Source organism: Aureimonas sp. AU12 (assembly GCF_001463705.1).
Lineage (GTDB): Bacteria > Pseudomonadota > Alphaproteobacteria > Rhizobiales > Rhizobiaceae > Aureimonas.
In genome coordinates, this window is record NZ_BBWH01000020.1 from 18771 (window position 1) to 37012 (window position 18242).

Annotated in this window: 15 protein-coding genes; 7 read left to right on the top strand and 8 right to left on the bottom strand. The window is 70.2% G+C overall.

What is annotated here, in order from left to right; genetic code table 11:
- Positions 1–28 precede the first annotated feature (28 nt).
- Genes AUL33_RS07110 through cbiB form a run of 3 tightly spaced genes read left to right on the top strand, consistent with a single transcriptional unit; the run spans position 29 to position 3353 of the window.
- Entirely contained in the window at positions 29–1366 is a 1338-nt protein-coding gene (locus AUL33_RS07110) for a cobyrinate a,c-diamide synthase (protein WP_062205813.1), read from the top strand.
- Positions 1363–2385 (top strand): threonine-phosphate decarboxylase CobD, encoded by a 1023-nt coding sequence (gene cobD, locus AUL33_RS07115; RefSeq protein WP_062205817.1) that lies wholly within the window; start codon positions 1363–1365, stop codon positions 2383–2385. Before AUL33_RS07110 ends, cobD begins: the two co-directional genes overlap by 4 nt.
- Positions 2382–3353, top strand: a complete 972-nt coding sequence (gene cbiB, locus AUL33_RS07120) for an adenosylcobinamide-phosphate synthase CbiB (protein ID WP_062205820.1) — start codon at positions 2382–2384, stop codon at positions 3351–3353. Before cobD ends, cbiB begins: the two co-directional genes overlap by 4 nt.
- Positions 3354–3376: 23 nt before the next feature.
- Here cbiB and AUL33_RS07125 read toward each other — a convergent pair whose 3' ends face one another.
- From AUL33_RS07125 to AUL33_RS07140, 4 genes are all read right to left on the bottom strand, one after another.
- Positions 3377–3694, bottom strand: a complete 318-nt coding sequence (locus AUL33_RS07125; protein ID WP_062205823.1) for a hypothetical protein — start codon at positions 3692–3694, stop codon at positions 3377–3379.
- Positions 3695–3887: 193 nt separating this feature from the next.
- Positions 3888–5471: a hypothetical protein gene (locus tag AUL33_RS07130; protein ID WP_062205825.1), complete on the bottom strand. Its 1584-nt coding sequence runs from the start codon at positions 5469–5471 to the stop codon at positions 3888–3890.
- Between the two features lies 1 nt (position 5472).
- Complete coding sequence (locus AUL33_RS07135) at positions 5473–5805, bottom strand: hypothetical protein (RefSeq protein ID WP_062205830.1); 333 nt, start codon at positions 5803–5805, stop codon at positions 5473–5475.
- A gap of 108 nt (positions 5806–5913) precedes the next feature.
- Positions 5914–6711: a metallophosphoesterase gene (locus tag AUL33_RS07140; protein WP_192843153.1), complete on the bottom strand. Its 798-nt coding sequence runs from the start codon at positions 6709–6711 to the stop codon at positions 5914–5916.
- A gap of 318 nt (positions 6712–7029) precedes the next feature.
- Here AUL33_RS07140 and AUL33_RS07145 point away from each other — a divergent pair, with 318 nt between their 5' ends.
- Positions 7030–8226, top strand: a complete 1197-nt coding sequence (locus tag AUL33_RS07145) for a polysaccharide biosynthesis/export family protein (RefSeq protein WP_062205846.1) — start codon at positions 7030–7032, stop codon at positions 8224–8226.
- Positions 8227–8527: 301 nt separating this feature from the next.
- Here AUL33_RS07145 and AUL33_RS07150 read toward each other — a convergent pair whose 3' ends face one another.
- A complete protein-coding gene (locus AUL33_RS07150) occupies positions 8528–10825 on the bottom strand; it encodes an AAA family ATPase (RefSeq protein ID WP_062205850.1) in 2298 nt (765 codons plus the stop codon).
- A 558-nt stretch (positions 10826–11383) separates the two neighbouring features.
- The gene (cobT, locus tag AUL33_RS07155; protein ID WP_062205853.1) at positions 11384–12409 is read right to left on the bottom strand and encodes a nicotinate-nucleotide--dimethylbenzimidazole phosphoribosyltransferase; all 1026 of its coding nucleotides are present in this window, start codon (positions 12407–12409) and stop codon (positions 11384–11386) included.
- A gap of 263 nt (positions 12410–12672) precedes the next feature.
- On the opposite strand from cobT, the gene AUL33_RS07160 reads away from it, so the two are divergent.
- Positions 12673–13461, top strand: coding sequence for an adenosylcobinamide-GDP ribazoletransferase (locus AUL33_RS07160; protein ID WP_062205856.1), 789 nt, complete (start codon positions 12673–12675; stop codon positions 13459–13461).
- A 103-nt stretch (positions 13462–13564) separates the two neighbouring features.
- Here the strand turns inward: AUL33_RS07160 and AUL33_RS07165 are convergent, their stop codons facing one another.
- Positions 13565–14914 carry a UDP-glucose/GDP-mannose dehydrogenase family protein gene (locus tag AUL33_RS07165; protein ID WP_062205860.1) on the bottom strand — a complete coding sequence of 450 codons (1350 nt, stop codon included), beginning with the start codon at positions 14912–14914 and terminating at the stop codon, positions 13565–13567.
- Between the two features lie 519 nt (positions 14915–15433).
- Between AUL33_RS07165 and AUL33_RS07170 the strand changes: the two genes are divergently transcribed.
- Positions 15434–16420 (top strand): endonuclease/exonuclease/phosphatase family protein, encoded by a 987-nt coding sequence (locus AUL33_RS07170; RefSeq protein WP_062205863.1) that lies wholly within the window; start codon positions 15434–15436, stop codon positions 16418–16420.
- 16 nt (positions 16421–16436) lie between these two features.
- On the opposite strand, the gene AUL33_RS07175 is transcribed toward AUL33_RS07170, so the two are convergent.
- Positions 16437–17426, bottom strand: coding sequence for an NAD(P)-dependent oxidoreductase (locus AUL33_RS07175; RefSeq protein ID WP_062205866.1), 990 nt, complete (start codon positions 17424–17426; stop codon positions 16437–16439).
- Between the two features lie 525 nt (positions 17427–17951).
- Between AUL33_RS07175 and AUL33_RS22065 the strand changes: the two genes are divergently transcribed.
- Positions 17952–18119, top strand: coding sequence for a hypothetical protein (locus tag AUL33_RS22065; protein WP_156419317.1), 168 nt, complete (start codon positions 17952–17954; stop codon positions 18117–18119).
- Positions 18120–18242: the final 123 nt, after the last annotated feature.

Genomic DNA, 18242 nt, shown 5'->3' on the forward strand with positions numbered 1-18242 from the left:
GACGCTTCGTGCGAAAAGCACCGCGACCATGCCAGACCCCGCCGCCGCCCAGCCCCCGCATCGCCGTCCCGGCCTCCTCCTCGCCGCGCCCCATTCGGGCAGCGGCAAGACGCTGGCGACCCTCGCGCTTCTGGCGCTACTGCGCCGGCGCGGGGTGGCGGTGGCCCCCGCCAAGGCCGGGCCGGACTATATCGATCCCGCCTTCCACACAGCCGCCAGCGGGCGGGCGAGCGTCAATCTCGACGCCTTCGCGATGCGGCCCGCCTTGATCGAGGCGCTCGCCGGCGCGACCGGCCTGCCGCTGGTGGTGGAGGGGGCGATGGGCCTCTTCGACGGCGCCGCCGACGGCACGGGATCGGCCGCCGATCTCGCCGCGCTTCTCGGCCTGCCGGTGGTGCTCGTGATCGATTGCGCCCGCCAGTCGCAGTCGGTGGCGGCGCTCGTGCGCGGCTTTCGCGACCACCGGGTGGACGTCGAGCTCGCCGGCCTTATCCTCAACCGCATCGCCAGCGCACGGCACGAGGGGATGCTGCGTGCGGCGCTGGCCCCGTTCGGCGTGCCGGTGGTCGCCGCGCTGGAAGCCCGCGCCGATCTCGCGCTGCCCGAGCGCCATCTCGGTCTCGTCCAGGCCGGCGAGATGCTCGATCTCGACGCCTTTCTGGCGCGCGCGGCCGACTGGATGGCCGCAGGGCTCGACGAGCCGGCGCTGGCCGCGTTGCTGGCACCGGACCATGGCACGCCCATGCGCTCGAAGGCTACCGACGCCGCCCCGCTCCCGCCGCTCGGCCAGCACATCGCGATAGCGCGCGACGTCGCCTTCGCCTTCGCCTATCCCCATCTCCTCGACGGCTGGCAAAGGGCCGGCGCGACGCTCTCCGTCTTCTCGCCGCTCGCCGATGAAGCCCCGGCACCGGGCGCCGATGCGGTGTTTCTGCCCGGCGGCTATCCCGAGCTGCATGCGGGGCTGCTCGCCGCCGCCGGGGCGTTCCGGGCGGGGATGCAGGCGGCAGAGGCGCGGGGCGCGCGAATCTACGGCGAGTGCGGGGGCTTCATGGCGCTCGGCGAGACGCTGGAGGATGCGAGCGGCACGCAGCACGCGATGCTCGGCTTCCTGCCGCTCGCCACCTCGTTCCGCCATCGCCGCCGCCATCTCGGCTATCGCCGGCTCCAGCCGCTGGCCGGCTCGCCCTGGCCGTTCGCGCTGACCGGCCACGAGTTCCACTATGCGACGATCGCCCATGAGGGACCGGCCGACCGGCTGTTTGCGGCGAGCGACGCCCTCGGTGCCGATCTCGGGGCGGTGGGTCTGGCGCGCGGCCGGGTCGCCGGCTCGTTCCTGCATGTGATCGACGGGGGCGCGGCATGAGGGAGGCGTTCCGGCATGGCGGTGCGCTCGGGGCGGCGATGCGCCGCTTCGGCGGCGCGCGGGCGGACTGGCTGGATCTCTCCACCGGCATCCACCCATCCCCCCCGCCGCTGCCTCCTATTCCGCCCGTGCTCTGGCATCGCCTGCCCGAGGCCGAGGAGGAAGAGGCGTTGATCGACGCGGCCCGGCGCTTCTACGGCGTGCCGGCCGGCGGGGCGATCGTCGCCGCGCCCGGCAGCCAGTCGCTCATCTCGCTCCTGCCGCACCTCGCTCCGTCCGGCCCGGCCGCGGTTCTGTCGCCGACCTATGGCGAGCATGCGCGCGCGCTCCAGGCCGCCGGGCACGCGATCGTGGAAGCGGCGGACCTCGCCGACATCCCCGCCGAAACACGGCTCGTGGTCCTCGCCCATCCGAACAATCCCGATGGGCGGCGTCATGACCGCGCCGATCTGCTCTCGCTTGCCGCCCGTCTCGCCGCCCTCGGCGGCCTCCTCGTGGTGGACGAGGCCTTCATGGACGCCGATCCCCGCCAGTCGCTGGCGGGCGATGCCGGCATGCCGGGTCTCGTGGTGCTGCGCTCCTTCGGCAAGTTCTTCGGCCTCGCGGGCCTTCGCCTCGGCTTTGCCCTGTGCGAACCGACCTTCGCGGTCCGCATCCGCGAGCGGCTCGGCCCCTGGGCGGTGTCCGGCCCGGCGCTTCATCTCGGCGCGGCGCTGATGAGGGACGCGGCCGGCGTCGGGCAGCTGCGCGCCGCCATCGCCCGAAACGCCGGCTGGACGCGTGATGCCATCCGCGCGGCCGGGTTGGAGCCGAAGGGAGACGCCGCGCTGTTTGCGCTGGTCGAGACGCCGCAGGCCCCCGGCCTGTTCGAGGGTCTGGCGCGCCGCCACATTCTCGTGCGGCCCTTCGCCTACCGGGCGGACTGGCTGCGCATCGGCTCGGCGGCGAGCGAGGCGGAGGCCCACCGCCTCGCTCTCGCGTTGCGGGCCGCGCTCGACGACAAGGGGATCGACCCATGAACGCCGTGGTTCTCGCCATCGCCGTGCTGATCGACCGGTTCGTCGGCGATCCGCCCTGGATCTGGCGCCGTGTGCCCCATCCCGTGGTCGGGTTCGGCCACGCGATCTCGCGCGCCGAGTGGTGGCTGAACCGCCCGGCCTGGCCGGAGCGGCAGCGGCGAATGGCGGGCATCGCCGCGATCCTCGTCCTGATGGCGCTCGCGGCCGCGGTCGGTTGGGCGATCACCACGGCGCTCGCCGGCTTCGGCTTTCTCGGCCTCCTCCTCACCGCGCTCGTCGCCTCGGTGTTCCTGGCACAGAAGAGCCTTGCCGATCATGTCGAGCGCGTCGGAACGGCGCTCGATCAGGACGGGCTGGAGGCCGGGCGGCTGGAGGTCTCGATGATCGTCGGGCGCGACCCCGCCGATCTCGACGAACCCGCGGTCCGGCGCGCCGCGATCGAGAGCCTTGCCGAGAACGCTTCGGACGGCGTCGTCGCGCCCTGGCTGGCCCTCGCACTCTTCGGCCTGCCCGGTCTACTTGCCTACAAGATGCTGAACACCGCCGACTCGATGATCGGCCACATGGACGAGCGCCATCGCGCCTTCGGCTACGGCGCGGCACGGCTCGACGATCTCGCCAACTGGCCGGCGGCGCGGCTGACGGCGCTGCTCTTCGCGGTGGCCGCGCTCCTGCGCCGGGGCCGGGCTTCGGCGCAGCGAGCGCTCTCCGTCGCCTCGCGAGATGCGCGAACCCACCGCTCGCCCAATGCCGGCTGGCCGGAAAGCGCGATGGCGGGCGCGCTCGATCTCGCCCTCGGCGGGCCGCGCCGCTACGGCACGGTGGCGGTGGATGCGCCGATGCTGAATGCCGGCGGCCGGCGCGAGGCCGACGGGCAGCATCTGCGCCGTGCCCTGCAGATCTTCGCCACGCTCTGCGACCTCGTGCTCGGCGTGAGCTTCCTCCTGGCGATCGCGGCCGTGCTCTAGATCCCCGTCGTGTCCGCTCGCGTCTAGCCGGCGGCGCGGCGCCCAGCGAAGAGCGTGCGCACGTCCGGTCCGGCGGCCTGCACGCTCGCGCCGAGACCCTCCTCCAGCCGCGCGTGCAGGCGCTGCAGCGGAAGCGAAGCGAGTGCTGCGGCACCGAGGCGTGCGGCCACGAGCTGATCGAGATAGGCCGCGCCGGCCTCCGGCGTCAGCTTGACCCGCGTCTCCCCGTCATGGCTGCGGCGCCGGTCCCAGCCCTCGGTGGTCACATGGGCCCGCGCCGTCTCGCGGCTCGAGCCGAGGAGCGCGCCGACTTCCTCATAGGTCATCCAGATCTGCGGCATCGGTTTTCACGCTCCCGGCTGGTTCTGTGAGCGAGAATGGCACGAAGATCGCGACCAAGAATGGATCCTATCGCGACAATTCGAACGATCCTGCCGGAAGGGCGCGCGCGGCTCGGCGCTTCTGCGGCCGGCGGCGCGATGGGCGACGCGGGGCGGGGGGGGGCCCCATCGCGCATCGCCCATTGCGCGCATCTCACGTGATCGCGACGGGGCTCGACGTCAGCGACAGCGTGCCCATCGCGTTGTCGAAGCGCAGCACGCAGTCGTAGCTCCCGATCGCGCCGCCGCTCTCGAAGAAGCGGTTCGTCGCGCCGGAGATCGGCTGGCCGTCGCGGCGCCATTGATAGGCGATCGCGATCGCGCCGCCCGAGACGTTGCCGGGCGAGACGTTCAGCATCGTGCCGCTACGGGAGGCGGCCGGCGTGGAGTAGATCAGCGCGCTCGCACCGCCCGAGGGCTGGACGTAGGTTTGGCCCTGGTGGAACGGGGCGGCATAGGCCTGCGTCTCGCATTGCCGGAAGACGACGGGCCCGAGGATCTCCAGCGCGGCGTCCTGCTCGACGCCGACCGCCCCGCGCATGGCGAATTCGCCGTTCACGGTGCTCACCGCACTCTGGCCGGACGAGACGGCGATGGGCGGGGAGGCGATGCGCACGGTGCCGCGATGGCGCGGCAGCACGCCCGCCGCCGGCTGCACTGCCTCGCCGAACTGGGTGCCCGTCGCGGCCTTGCCCCCGATGCCCGAAAGGCCGGCGGGGTCACCGGTTCCCGCAGCGTTGGCGAGGTCGTAGTCGAGGATCATCTCCCACGAGGTGCCCGCCGGGGCGCCGCCCGGCGCGGTGAAGGTGCGATAGATCCGGTCGTTGCCGGTTCCCGTCGCCGCGCCCGTGAAGGCGAAGCGCAGCGCCGGCCGTCCGGCCCGCGAGGTCAGCGTGGTGCTCATCGTCGCGCCGCTGGCGCCCTGCACGATGTAGCCGTCGGGGATGCCGTTGGCCGGCGCGACGTCGGCGAGGGTGGCATTGTCGTTGATGTTGGGGCCGAAGCCCGGAGATGCCGGCGTCACCCCGTTGGCGGGCACGGCGGGATCCCCGACGATCCAGTCCGCCAGCACCCCGCCGACGATCTGCGCGGCGGCGAATGCGCCGCGGGCCGTATAGTGCGTGCCGTCGCGCGAGAGGGCGGCATTGGCGAGGTCGAGAACGGTGAGGTCGGCAAGCGCCATGCGCCCGGTGAACGCCGCCTCGCGCGCCATCGCCGCGAGCCCTGCGTTCACCGCCTGCCGGTCGAGATCGGACGCGCTGCCGGCCGTCATGCCGGCGAGGCGCGCCGTCAGCTCGACGAGGAGCCGCCGCCCCCCGGCCTGGAACCAGCGCTCGGCGATGGTGCGATAGTCGGCGAGGATCAGCGCCGGACTGCGGGCGGTCTGCGTGCCCGACGGCCATTTCTTGCCGATGTCGTTGGTGGCGTCGCCGACCCACAGCACGCCGCCGGGCGCCGCCGCGATGCAGGCGGGCAGACGCTGGACGTAGTCCATCACCCAGTCGCCGCCTTTGGCCTGCCGGGCCCAAGGGCCGGTATAGTAGCGCCCGCCGGTGACGCCGACGACGTAGCCCATCATCGAATAGGCGAAGAGATCGGCATTCTTCGAATTGCCGAGCAGAACGAGCGGCGTGTCGAGCGGCAGGCGCGCGGCGGTGCTGGCCACCGGCGGCAGAACGGAGGAGAGCGCCGTGCGGGACGTGAGCCCCAGCCCGGCGGAAAGACGCAGCGCGGCCATCTCAGGCCGCGTCCACGATCGCGATGCGCTCGCCGGCGGCGAGCGCCAGATCGACGGGCACGCCCGCCTTGACGCGAAGGCCCGGCCGCGTCTCGCCGGCGGCGGGGACGACGGCCACCGGCGCCGCGCCGCTCGCCACCCAGACGTCGCCGACCGCAAGAATCCGGGCAAAGCCGGTACCGTCGCTCTCCGATCCCGCCAGGGTGGCGAGGCTCGAGGCGGCCGAACTCGCCAAGACCTCGGTGACCATGCCGGGCAGGCGCGGCACCGGCATCGAGCCGCCCTCGCGCGACCGGTTGCCGGTGGTGAAATAGGTGATCTCGACGCGCGCCATGGGACTGGTCTCCGGAAGTTGATGTCCGGCGAAGTCTAGGAGCGTGCGGCGCGGCCGCGGAGAGATCGGGGATAGATCGGCTCGATGGGCCGGGCGGGATCAACTGCCTCAGCGGGCCTGCAGCACCGCATAGGGCCCGCCGCGCAGGATGCGCAGCGCCGTCAGCGGCCCGCCGCGGGCGGCATTGGTGTCGATGTCGATGCGACCTTCGACCATTTCCACCGACTGCACCGGCGTATGGCCGTGGACGACGGTCCGGTCGGCCGGGTTCGGAACCTTGAGGAAGTCCTCGCGGATCCACATCAGGTCGTGGTCGACCTGGTCGGCCGCGCTGACGCCCGGCCGCACGCCCGCATGGACGAAGAGGTGGAGCGGCGTCTCGATGAGGACCGGCAGATCGCGCAGCCATTCGATGTGCGCGGCCGGCATGCAGGCCTGCAGGATCTCGGCGAGATCGGCGGGCGCCGCGTCCCGGTCCGGCTGCGAGCGCCGGTCCATGCCGTAGGATTGCAGCGTCTCGCGAAGCCCGAAGGACGACCAGTTGCGGATCGGGCTGCGGCCCTGGCTCAACTGCAGCAGCACGTCGTCGTGGTTGCCGGCCAGGCAGATGCGATGGAGCGGGCCGGGCGTCGGCCCGATCAGGTGATCGAGGACGCCGCGGCTGTCGGGGCCGCGATCGACGTAGTCGCCGAGATAGACGGCGACCGCGGGCAGGCGCAGCGCCGCGGCATCGCGCAGGATCTGCGCTTCCAGCGCGCGCAGCGGCTCGAGGCAGCCGTGGATGTCGCCGATCGCATAGAGAAGCGCGGGCTCCTCGTTCATCCGCAGCCGGCGTCGCGGCTGGGACGACGCGGGCCGGGTCCAGGCAGGACGCTGCAGCATGCGCTGGAAACGGGACGGGAGCATCGAGCCTCGGGGTCGGAGCGGGGGAGAACGGTCGGGACGGCCCGTCTCGCTCGCAGACAGCATGGCGCGAAAGTGTGACGGCCCGGTTAGCCTCCGATCACGCTTGCGCGCTCGAAGTCGGGATCGGAGCGCCGCCGGGATGCGACTCGCGGTCTCGGGCCTCGCCCGGCCACCAGCGGGCCGACGCAGGCCGAGCGTTGCAGAAAGGCATCATCAGCTTCGGGTAAGGCAAGCATGCCGATGCGAGCGCTGGCTTTGATGTTTTATAAAAGGCATCGAAGTAAGGTTCGATGACCTGAAACGCGAGTTCCCCGCGCAATGCTGAAATCCGCCCGTACGGTCCTGCTGCTGACGGCTGTCGCACCGGTGTTCTCCGCCTGCCAGACCCTGCCGCGCAGTGGTCCCGACGACCAGGCCATCGTCCAGAAGGCTGCCGTGCGCGTGCAGGCCGATCCCGGCAAGCCGCTGCTCGACTATGCCGTGGTGGATCTCACCCCGCAGATCCTGTCGTACTTCCCGCTCGCCAAGGAAGACAGCCTCAGCGGCTTCGGCGTCTCGCGCGGCGCCGCGCCCACGCTGCCGATCGGCGTCGGCGACGTCGTCACGGTGACGCTCTTCGAATCGGCCTCGGGCGGTCTGTTCATCCCCGCCGAAGCCGGGAGCCGGCCGGGCAACTACATCACGTTGCCGCCGCAGACGGTCGATCGCAACGGCAATATCAGCATTCCCTACGGCGGCAGCATCAAGGCCTCGGGGCGCAGCACCACCGAACTGCAGCGCCGCATCGAGGGCTCGCTCGCCAACCGCGCGATCGAGCCGCAGGCCGTGGTGCAGCTCGTCTCCAGCCGGTCGAACCAGGTGTCGATCCTCGGCGACGTGAATTTGCCCGCGCAGCTCGAGATCAACCCGGCGGGCGAGCGCATCCTCGACGTCGTGGCGCGTGCCAACGGCCTGTCGACGCCCGGCGTCGAGACGCTCGTGACGCTGCAGCGCGGCGGGCGCACGATCACCGTGCCCTTCGACAAGGTGGTGCGCGAGCCCAGCGAGAACATCTTCGTGTATCCCGGCGACACGATCTATGTCAGCCGCGAGCGCCGGACCTATCTGGCTTTCGGCGCCACCGGGCTGAACGGGCGGATCGACTTCCAGGAATCGAACCTGTCGCTCGCCGAGGCGGTGGCGCAGGCCGGCGGCCTTCTCGATTCGCGCGCCGATCCCGGTCAGGTCTTCGTCTATCGGCTGGTCGATGCCGCGACGCTCGCCCGCATGGGTCTGCCTGCCGACGTGAAGGACGGCCGTGCCTTCCCGGTGATCTTCCGCGCCAACCTGCGCGATCCCTCGTCCTTCTTCCTCGCGCAGACCTTCCCGATGCGCGACCGCGACATCCTCTACATCTCGAACGCCGACTCGGTGGAGCTTCTCAAGGTCCTCAACATCGTCAACTCGGCGACGGCCTCGGTGGGCGACGCGGCGGCCGACTACTCGGTGGCCCGCGCGGTCTCGCGCGGCGACTGAGGCGACAGGCGCCGCGCGGGTCTCGCGCGGCGAGCGACGCGAAGCCTTCCGCATTCCGCAATGAGCGGTCTCGACAATAAGCCCCGGACGCAACGTCCGGGGTTTCGTCGTTCCGGCGGTCCGCCAGAGGGGGCAAGGCATCTGCGAGGCGCCGTGCCGTCCAGCGGCCAGCCCGCGTCGGCACCAGTCCGAACACTGCTTGAAACGACGAAGGCCGGCAGCGAGGCGATCGCTGCCGGCCTTCGTCAGGCTCGAAGAGAAAGACGGCGAGCCCGGCCGGCGAACCGCGTCCGGGGAGGCGTCAGGCACGACGGGGCTTCACCACCTCGTCGTGGTAGTAATAGGAGTCGTCGTAGGCCTCGAAGGTCTTGTAGGCCGAGAGTTCCACCTTTGTCAGCACCGCGCCCACCAGCTTGTCCTGGATGTAGTCGGCAGCGGCCACCCGCTCGGCCGATTCGCGCGGGGTCGAGCCCCAGGCCGAGACCAGCACGAAGCTGTCGACGAGATGCGAGAAGGCGCGCACGTCCACCACCGGCAGGACCGGCGAGCAGTCGATGATGATGTAGTCGAAGGCTTTTGCGCCGATGAGTTCGCCGAGAAGCTTGCCCATCGCGGGCGAGGCCAGCAGTTCGGCGCTGCTCTTCAGCGGACGGTTGATCACCGCCGGCATGAAGTAGGCGCCGGTGGTCGCCTCGCGCCAGATCGCCTCGTCGATCGAGGAATGGCCATTGAGGAGATCGATGAGGCCGAGCTTGGCCTGCGGCAGGATCGAGCGCGTGAGCTGCGTCTTGCGCAGATCGCCGTCGATCACGAGCACCCGTCCGCCGTCGCGGGCGATGCCGGTGCCGAGATTGATCGCGGCGGTGGTCTTCCCCTCGCCGGCCGAGGCCGAGACGACGCCAAGCGTGTGGATCGGCGAGGCCGAGCGCGCCACGTCGATCGAGACCTTGATGTTGCGCAGCGCCTCGGAGGTCGGCGAAAACGGATGGCGGATCGCCGTCCACAGCTCCAGCCTGTCGGCCGGCAGGGTGAACACCCGGTTGACGTCCGAGGGTTTCAGTGGCGCGTTCGCGATGAGCTGCTTCAGCGAGGTCGCCGACCCCCGGCGGATGTCGTCGATCGGCAGGATGCCGAGGAACTCGGCTCCGGTCGCACGTTCGAGATCGGCGCCCGAGCGGATCGAGTGATCGAAGAACTCGCGGGCCAGCGCGAAGGCCGCGCCGATGCCGGCGCCGAGCATCAGGCCGCCGGCGAGGACGAGCGCGGTCTTGGGCGAGCTCGCCTGACGTGGTGCGGAAGCCTGCGTGATGACGCTGGTCTTGCCGACCGGCGCCGACTGCTTCTCGATCGACATCAGGTAGCTCTGGCGGAAGCTGTCCTGCAGGGTGCGCAGGGCCGCGGCGCGGCTGTCGAGCTCCTGCAGGCGGACCTGCGCCTGCTGGCTGTTGCCAAGACTCGCCAGGATCGCGTCGACGCGCTGCTGCGCGCCCTGCTGGCGGGCGACCGCGGCGTTGTAGTCGGCCTGGTAGCTCGACTGCAGGCGGCGCAGCTCGCTGTTCAGATTGTCCTGCAGGGCCTGCAGGTTCTGCGCCGAGCGGCGGGTCGCCTGATGGTTGGCGCCGACCGTTCGCACCAGTTCGTCCTGACGGCTGCGCTCGTCGAGATAGCGTTGGCGCAGTTCCACGATGATCTGGCTGTTGAGCGCGTCCGAGAGCGTGGCATCCTGCGCGCCCGACTGGATCGCGGCTTCCGCCTGCTGAAGGCGGGCGCCAGCGGCCTCCGATTCCTGCTTGGCGGAGGCGAGCTGCGTGTTGATCTGCGTCAGCTGCTGCTCGAGCACCAGCCGGCCGTCGGAATCCGTCAGCTGGTTCTCGGTGCGGTAGTTGCGGGCGGCGAGGCCCGCATCGCTCGCCTGCGTGTCGAGCTCGCTCATGCGCGTGCGCATCCAGTCGATCGAGCGCTGCAGGGCGTTGAAGCTGGAGGAGACCTCGTCGTCGATATAGGCGTCGGCCACCGCGTTGGCGAGAAGCGCAGCCTTCTCGGGCGAGAGCGAGGTGACGCTGACGTCGATCGCGTAGGACAGGCCGGAGCGGCGCACGTCGAGAGCGCCGTCGAGGGCCTGGATCGCGCTGAGCCGAAGGTCCGCGGGGGTGGCGGCGGCGTCGTCACCCGAGCTGAAGATCGAGCGGATGCCGGCAATGGCGCGGGCCAGTGCCGACGGCGGATCGCCGACGAATTCGGGATCCTGCGTCAGGTTGAGCTTATCGACCACGGCGCCCACGACCCGCTCCGACTTGATGGTCTCGAGCTGGCTTTCGATCGCGGCCGGGTCGGCGGCCGGCACGGCGATGTCGACGTCCGGGCGCAGCATCTGGGTCTGCGCGGGATTGGTGATGAGGGTCGCCGAGGCGGAATAGCGCTTGGGCGTCGTCGCGATATAGGCGACCGCGAGCGCCAGGCACACGAGCGTCGATCCAAGGATCATCCACTTGCGGCGCAGGATCACGCGAACCATGTCGGCGATGGTGAAACGATAGGGTTCGGCCTGGTCGCCGGCCTCTCGGGCATGGGCGTGGGACGCGCGGTCGACGTTCAGCATCTCGTGACAAATTGCTCCAAAGCGAAACCAGACTGGGCATTGGCGGGTCGGAATCGCCGGGAAACACCCGTCCTGCGACCCGGCACCAAGGCCCGAACGGCATGTCCACCCCGTAGGGCAAGCGACCCGTCGATCAACCCCACCCTCAATCGGTAGGGCATAACGTCCATAGGGTCCAGACATCCTATGATAGAGGAGTAAGGCGGATACGCGGCGTGGACTTGCCGCTTCGGGCCGGCGCCCCGATTTGCCGGACCACGCGCAGGGGCTGCGTCGATTGTCCGGGCGACCGGGTGGCCGGGAAGGCAGGGCGTTGGCATGCCGGGTCTCCTGCACGGCGTCTATCGCGCTGCACACTTCTCCATAGTGCATCGCACAAATTTGATCGAATTGCGACTGCCGCGGGGAACGAAGCGCGCAGACGCTTCGACGGTTGGTCGTCGCCTGCCGCTCATGGCCTGTCCGGGAGGTGCTGGCCTTTGGGCTCTGACCCATCGGACGCGATCGGAATCAGGCTGCCGGCAGCGATCGGATCACCCCTGAATGGGGCGATCGGGATCACTCCGTGCCGGAGCGATCGGGTACGCCAGCCTGCGCAAACGTCGCCATGCCCGTGTGGCAGGCCACCGCCGCCTTGACGATGGCGGCGGCGAGCGCCGCGCCCGTTCCCTCGCCGAGCCGCATTCCGAGCGCGAGCACCGGCACCTTTCCCATCGCCTGGAGCGCCCGCTGGTGGCCGGTCTCGGCCGAGACATGGCTGAAGAGGCAGTGGTCGAGCGTGCTCCGGTCGAGCGCGAAGAGCACGGCGGCCGCGGCGGTGGCGACGAACCCGTCGACGATCACCGGAACGCGCTGCATGCGCGCGGCGAGGATGGCGCCCGCCATCGCCGCGATCTCGCGCCCGCCGAGCCGGCGCAGCACTTCGAGCGGATCGGACAGATGTGCGGCATGGAGATCGAGCGCCTCCTGCACGATGACGGCCTTGCGCGCGATGCCGGCGGCGTCGTGCCCGGTGCCCGCGCCCGTCCAGTCGGTCGCGGTCCCGCCGAAGAGGGCGGCGAAGATGGCCGAGGCCACGGCCGTGTTGCCGATGCCCATCTCGCCGATACACAGGAGATCGGGCTCGCCGGCCAGGCACTCCATGCCGAAGGCCATCGTCGCCGCGCAGTCCTTTTCCGACAGCGCCGCCTCGCGGCTGATGTCGCCGGTGGGATAGTCGAGCGCGAGGTCGAAGACCTTTAGGCCGAGGTCGAAGGTTGCGCAGATCTGGTTGATCGCCGCGCCGCCGGCGGCGAAGTTCTCGACCATCGCCTGCGTCACCGAGGTCGGATAGGCCGAGACGCCGCGTGCCGCGACGCCGTGATTGCCGGCGAAGACCGCCACCACCGGCCGGTTGACGGTGGGCGCGCGGCCCTGCCACGCCGCCATCCACTCGGCGATCTCCTCCAGCCGCCCCAGGCTCCCCGACGGCTTCGTCAGCTCTTCCTGCCGATGGCGCGCATCGTGGCGGGCCGCCGCATCGGGGCCGGGCATCGAGGCGATGAGCGCGCGGATATCGTCGAAGGGCAGGCCGGTGGCGGACATGGGACGGTCTCTCGAAGGCAGCGATCGCGGGCGGCAAGCGCGGGATGACGTGCGTCATAGGAAGAAAGCCGCGCCATCGCAAACCCCGCACGAGGACGCATGGTCCGGCTCCGGCGCCGCGTCCCAAGCCGGGAATCGTCGATGGTCGTCCTCGCCTCGCTTCGCGATGTCAGAGTGGCGGTAAAGGCCGGCGAGCGAACGCCCGCAATGAAGCCCCGGCCACCCTCACGACGAATCGCCGGACTTCGGGCAAGGTCGCCGACATGACCGCCACCCTCTTCGCCTTCTTGCGCGCCTGCGCCTTTCTCACCCGGCTGCCACCGGTCTCGCGCGCCTTCGCCAGCGGGCCGCATCCGCTCGGGCGCGATGCCGCCGTCTTCCCGCTCGTCGGGCTCGCCGCCGCCGCAGGCCCGGCCGCCCTGCTCGCGATCCTGCCGATGCTGGGGCTCGGCGTGCTGCCGGCCGCCGCGATCGCGGTGCTGGCGCTCGTTGCCTTGACCGGGGCCCTGCACGAGGACGGGCTCGGCGACGCCGCCGACGGGCTTTTCGGCCATCGCGACGCGCCAAGCGCGCTGGCGATCATGAAGGACAGCCGCATCGGCACCTATGGCGCACTGGCGCTGACCGGCAGCGTGCTCCTGCGCACGGCGTTCCTCGCCGATCTCGGGGCGGGTTCGCCCCATGCGGCGGCGCTCGCGCTTCTGGCGGCGGCCGCGCTCAGCCGCGGCGCTATGGCCTGGCTCTGGTCGGCGCTGCCCACGGCCGATCGCGGCGGCCTGGCGGACCGCGTCGGCCGCCCCGCCGCCGCGACGGGCCTCAAGGCCGCAGGTGGCGGCGCGTTCCTATCCATCGCGCTGGGGCTCGTTGCCGGCGGTGCCTCCCTGTCCGGGTTCGCCGCGGCCCTCCTGCCGCTCGCCTTCGCGGCGGGCTCGCTCGCGTGGCTGCGCGCGGTGCTCAAGCGCCGTCTCGGCGGCCAGACCGGCGACACGCTCGGCGCCGCCCAGCAGATCACCGAGATCGCCGCGCTGCTGGGCTTTGCCCTCGCCTTGTGATCCCAACGGAAAACGGCACCGCGCGAGATGCGCGGTGCCGTTGATATCGTGTGAGGTCAGCCCTCGCGAACCCGGCCGGGCCGGGTCGCGAGGCGATGCGGCGTCAGTTGGCGGGCGTCTCGGCGGCCGGGGTGCCGAGATCGTCCTCGAGCGGGCGACCGATGCTGAGGTACCGGAAGCCGTACTGGCGCACCTCGTCGCGGCGGTAGACGTTGCGAAGATCGACCAGCAGCGGCGTCTTCATCGTGGCGGCGAGGCGCTTGAAGTCGAGCGCGCGGAAGGCGTTCCACTCCGTCACGATGACGAGCGCATCGGCATTCTCGGAGATGTCGTAGGGGCTGGTGCCGTAGGACACGCCCTCGAGCATCGTCTTGGCGTTCTCGATGCCTTCGGGATCGTAGGCGGTCACGTTGGCACCGGCGTCGCGCAGCGCCTGGATGATCGAAATCGAGGGGGCATCGCGCATGTCGTCGGTGTTCGGCTTGAAGGTCAGGCCGAGGATCGCCACCGTCTTGCCGCGCACGTCGCCGCCGCAGGCGGTGATCACCTTGCGGGCCATGGCGCGCTTGCGCGTGTCGTTGATCGCGACCGTGGTCTCGATCAGGCGCATCGGCGAGCCGTGGTCCTGTGCGGTCTTGACCAGCGCCAGCGTGTCCTTCGGGAAGCACGAGCCGCCGTAGCCGGGGCCGGCATGCAGGAACTTCGCACCGATGCGGTTGTCGAGGCCAATGCCGCGCGCGACCTCCTGAACGTCGGCGCCGACGTTCTCGCAGAGGTCGGCGATTTCGTTGATGAAGGTGATCTTCATCGCCAGGAACGCGTTGCCGGCATACTTGATCAGTTCGGACGTGCGACGGGTCGTGAACTGCAGCGGCGACTTGTTGAGGTAGAGCGGGCGGTAGACCTCGGTCATCACTTCGCGGGCGCGCTCGTCAGAGAGGCCCACCACGATGCGGTCGGGATGGCGGAAGTCCTCGATCGCCGCGCCTTCGCGCAGGAATTCCGGGTTCGACACCACTGCGATATCGGCCGAAGGATTGGCCTCGCGCATGATGCGCTCGATCTCGTCGCCGGTGCCGACCGGCACGGTCGACTTCGTCACCACGACGGTGAAGCCCTTGACGCCCATCGCGATCTCGCGGGCGGCGGCATAGACGTAGGAGAGATCGGCGTGGCCGTCGCCGCGGCGCGACGGCGTGCCGACGGCGATGAAGACGACGTCGGCGTCGGCCAGGCTCTCGTTCAGCTCGGTCGTGAAGGTGAGGCGGCCGGTCTTGCGGTTCTCGGCGACGATCGCGTCGAGGCCGGGTTCGAAGATCGGGATCTCGCCGCGCTCGAGCGCGTCGATCTTCCGCTGGTCCTTGTCGACGCAGACGACCTGATGGCCGAAATCGGCAAAGCAGGTTCCCGAGACGAGGCCGACATAGCCACTGCCAATCATCGTTATGCGCATAGGGTCACCTCGAAACTCGTTCGTCGTCGTGCGGGAGAGTTTGCTCGAAGCGCGAAGACGATCGTCTTCGCGCGCTGGCCGGACACGCTCGCCTGTCTCTGCCGGCGCCCTCGGCCCTTCGAAGGGGCGTCGGACCCGCGACGGTTCGTCGGACCGGTCGATCCGACGTCGATCAATAAGCCGCCCCGTCGGGGCAGCGCAACAGGATATATTCGGTCCGTTGCAGGTCAGCGGACGCAAGATACTTGGGCGCGGCGCGGCAGCGAGGGATCGCGCCGGGACCCTCGGGTCCGGCGACAAATGTTGCAGTGCGGTATCAACGGCTTAGCCGAGCCGTGGCCAGCGGTCTTTCGGGGTGCGGCCTTGGCGCAACAGACGGTTCATCACAATTCGCGATCCCCCGCGATTCATCATTCGGCCCAGTTCGTCACGGCTTCGTGGCGCCGGTTATCTTGCATCGCAGCACGAGAGACGCCTATTTCAGCCTCCTCCTGTGGCCTATCGTCGAGAGTTCCCCGCTTGCGCCTTCGCCTCCAGCTCCTCGGCGGTCTCACCGCCGCCGCCCTCGGGCTGATCGGCCTCGTGGCGATCTACTTCACGCTCGCCGACCGCCTGATCTTCCCTGCCTTCGCGCAGCTGGCACCCCTGTTCGCCGCGCTTCTCGTGATCCTGGCTCTGATCTTTGCGGCAACGCGCCATGTCGTGCGCGCCGGGCTCTGCCTCGTGGTGGCGGGGGCGGCCTTCGTTTCGGTGATTGCTCGCACCGAACGCCTGATGAGCGACGAGACGGTCCCGGCCGGGGCCACCGAGATGACCCTCGTCAGCTACAACGTCATGTTCCGCAACGCCGAGATCGGCGCCGCCGTGCCGGAGATCACGGGATCGGGCGCCGACGTGGTGCTGCTGCTCGAGGCGCGGGCGCTGTTCTCCGCCATGCCCGAACTGGCGAAGGCCTTTCCGTATCGGCTCGGCTGCGACAGCGAGGCGGCCTGCGACAGCGCCCTCCTGTCGAAATGGCCGCTCGAGGCGACGCGGATCGGACCGCTCGGAGCGTTCGCATCCGAGCGCTTCCTGCAGGCGCGCATCGCGATCGGCGGGACGCCGGTCACGGTGATCGGCGCGCATCTCTCGAAGCCCTATTTCGACGCGTTCGCGATGAGCGAGCTGAACACGCTGCGTCATCGCATCGAGGGGATCGGCGGGCCGATGGTGGTGGCCGGCGACTTCAACGCCCCGCCCTGGTACTGGCCGCTGGTGCGGTTTGCCGAGCGCACGGGCTTTCGCACGGCGCGCGCCTTCGTGCCGACCTGGCCGACCTGGAGCGGACCGCTGGGTCTACCGATCGATCACGTCTTCGCCCGTTCGGCGCGCGTGATCGATCTGAAGCCGCTGTCCAGCCCCTATGGCTCCAACCACAAGGGCCTGATCGCCCGGATCGCGCTCCTGCCGGGGCCGGGCCCCGCCGCAGCGCCCGCGCCCGCAGAACCGGCGCCGGCGGGCGGATAGGCGGCGCGCGGCCGCGTCAGACCAGCGCGTCGCCCACGTTGTCGGCCTTCCAGCGCCGGATCGCCTCGTCGAGATCGGTGCCGAAGCGGTAGCCGGACGCGTTGAGATAGCCCGGCTCGACGCGCGTCGAGAGCACCAGCTTGGCGATGCGCTCGCGGTTGATCGAATTGCGCAGGCCCACCTTGTCGAGCACCTCGAAGGGCAGGGCGGCACCGTTCATCAACCCCTGGGGGATGAGGCCGCGGGGCTTGGGCAACTGCGCCACGCGCTCGAAGGACTGACAGATCTCCTCGATCGTGTAGGCATGCGGATAGCAGAAATTGTAGAGGATCGAGGGCTCGTCTCGCCCCATCGTGAAGGCCATCGTGTCGACGAGCTCGCCGACATAGCCGCAGCTCTTGATCGTGTCCTTGCGGCCGGGATAGACGAAGACGCCCTTGCGCAGGGCCCCGGCCAGGCGCGTGAAGTTGCCGTTCTCGCCTTTGCCGAAGATCACCGCCGGGCGCGCCACCACGAGCCGCCGTGCGGCATCGCTCGCCTGCCATTCGCGGTGGACCCTCTCGGCGAGAAGCTTGGAGCGCCCGTAGTCGGAGGTCGGCGTCGGCGGGGTGGTCTCGCTCTTCAGGTCCTCGCCGGGTCCGTAGACCGCGATCGAGGAGGTGAAGAGGATGGCGGGAATGCCGGTGCGCCGGGCAAAATCGCAGACCTCGATCGCCCCGCCGACATTCGTCTCGTAATATTCGTGCGGCTCGTGGCCGGGCGTGCGGTGCACCGCCGCCAGATTGTAGGCTTCCGCGAAATCGCCACCGGTGCTGTCCGGGCCACCAATGCTGTCCGGGATCGGCTTGCGGATGTCGTGCGAGCGGTAGTCGACGCCCTCGACCGGATCGGCCGGCGGCGCCATGTCGACGCTGACGAGGCGGCCATAGGCGCCGGATGCCGCGAGGCTGCGCAGGAGATGCGTGCCGATGAAGCCGGCCCCTCCGAAGACGATGGCGTTTTTCATGAGAGCTGCGCGTCCTTCATCTCGGTGCCGGAGCGCCGCGCGCCCCTGCGAGAGGAACGGAGAGCGGCACAGCCGCCGGCGCGTGGGGATCGCCCGGCTTCGAGCGGGCGTTGCGTCCGGATGTTGCAGCGCAACGAATAGGCAAGATGCCCGGCGCTGGCAAGCGATGCCATCGGCGAAGCCGCGGCGCCTGCGGCCGGCCCGAACACGCAGTCTTCACGCCGGGGTCGCCGCCGGCCGGTACGCGGCTGGGTTCGGCCCTCGCCGCCATCCCTTACCGCTTTCTCACCGCCTCTGGTGAAGCTTCATATAAATTGAAGCAAACGGAACAGTCGATCGTTCACCATCGGGGCAAGTAACGGGTCGCGGGGCGCAATGGATCGCAGATCGACGGCCATTTGAACTGTTTGGAAACCGGGGCATCCTACAGATATGTTCACGAGCCGCAGTCGATGACTGTCACACGTCGTTAGGCATCGCGAGTTTCACCGCCCCGTTGCCCCGAAGAGATGGACAAAAGATCCCATGAGCCGCAACGCCTCGCCCGCCATCCTCGCCGTGATCGCCCCCAGCGCCACGTTCCGCCAGACGCCCCGCCGCGACGAGCGCACCGCGCCCGCCCGTGGCATCCTCCTCGGCCTCGGCATCTGCTCGGTCTTCTGGGCGGCTCTCGCCAGCGTCGTCCTGTTCTAGAACCTGCCCGGCGTTCATCGGCGGCCAGGCCGCCAACGATCTTCGTCGCGTCTGTATCGTCCGAAGGCAACGTCCGCCCGTCAGCCGGCCAAGCTCCCGCTCTCTCGCCTCGTCCCGCGCCTC

Coding starts and splice junctions, on each gene's coding strand:
- AUL33_RS07160 (WP_062205856.1), top strand. CDS start 12,673: ATGACCGCCACCCTCTTCGCCTTCTTGCGCGCCTGCGCCTTTCTCACC.
- AUL33_RS07165 (WP_062205860.1), bottom strand. CDS start 14,914: ATGCGCATAACGATGATTGGCAGTGGCTATGTCGGCCTCGTCTCGGGA.
- AUL33_RS07125 (WP_062205823.1), bottom strand. CDS start 3,694: ATGCCGCAGATCTGGATGACCTATGAGGAAGTCGGCGCGCTCCTCGGC.
- AUL33_RS07175 (WP_062205866.1), bottom strand. CDS start 17,426: ATGAAAAACGCCATCGTCTTCGGAGGGGCCGGCTTCATCGGCACGCAT.
- AUL33_RS07140 (WP_192843153.1), bottom strand. CDS start 6,711: ATGCTCCCGTCCCGTTTCCAGCGCATGCTGCAGCGTCCTGCCTGGACC.
- cobT (WP_062205853.1), bottom strand. CDS start 12,409: ATGTCCGCCACCGGCCTGCCCTTCGACGATATCCGCGCGCTCATCGCC.
- AUL33_RS07110 (WP_062205813.1), top strand. CDS start 29: ATGCCAGACCCCGCCGCCGCCCAGCCCCCGCATCGCCGTCCCGGCCTC.
- cbiB (WP_062205820.1), top strand. CDS start 2,382: ATGAACGCCGTGGTTCTCGCCATCGCCGTGCTGATCGACCGGTTCGTC.
- cobD (WP_062205817.1), top strand. CDS start 1,363: ATGAGGGAGGCGTTCCGGCATGGCGGTGCGCTCGGGGCGGCGATGCGC.
- AUL33_RS07150 (WP_062205850.1), bottom strand. CDS start 10,825: ATGCTGAACGTCGACCGCGCGTCCCACGCCCATGCCCGAGAGGCCGGC.
- AUL33_RS07135 (WP_062205830.1), bottom strand. CDS start 5,805: ATGGCGCGCGTCGAGATCACCTATTTCACCACCGGCAACCGGTCGCGC.
- AUL33_RS07145 (WP_062205846.1), top strand. CDS start 7,030: ATGCTGAAATCCGCCCGTACGGTCCTGCTGCTGACGGCTGTCGCACCG.
- AUL33_RS07130 (WP_062205825.1), bottom strand. CDS start 5,471: ATGGCCGCGCTGCGTCTTTCCGCCGGGCTGGGGCTCACGTCCCGCACG.
- AUL33_RS22065 (WP_156419317.1), top strand. CDS start 17,952: ATGAGCCGCAACGCCTCGCCCGCCATCCTCGCCGTGATCGCCCCCAGC.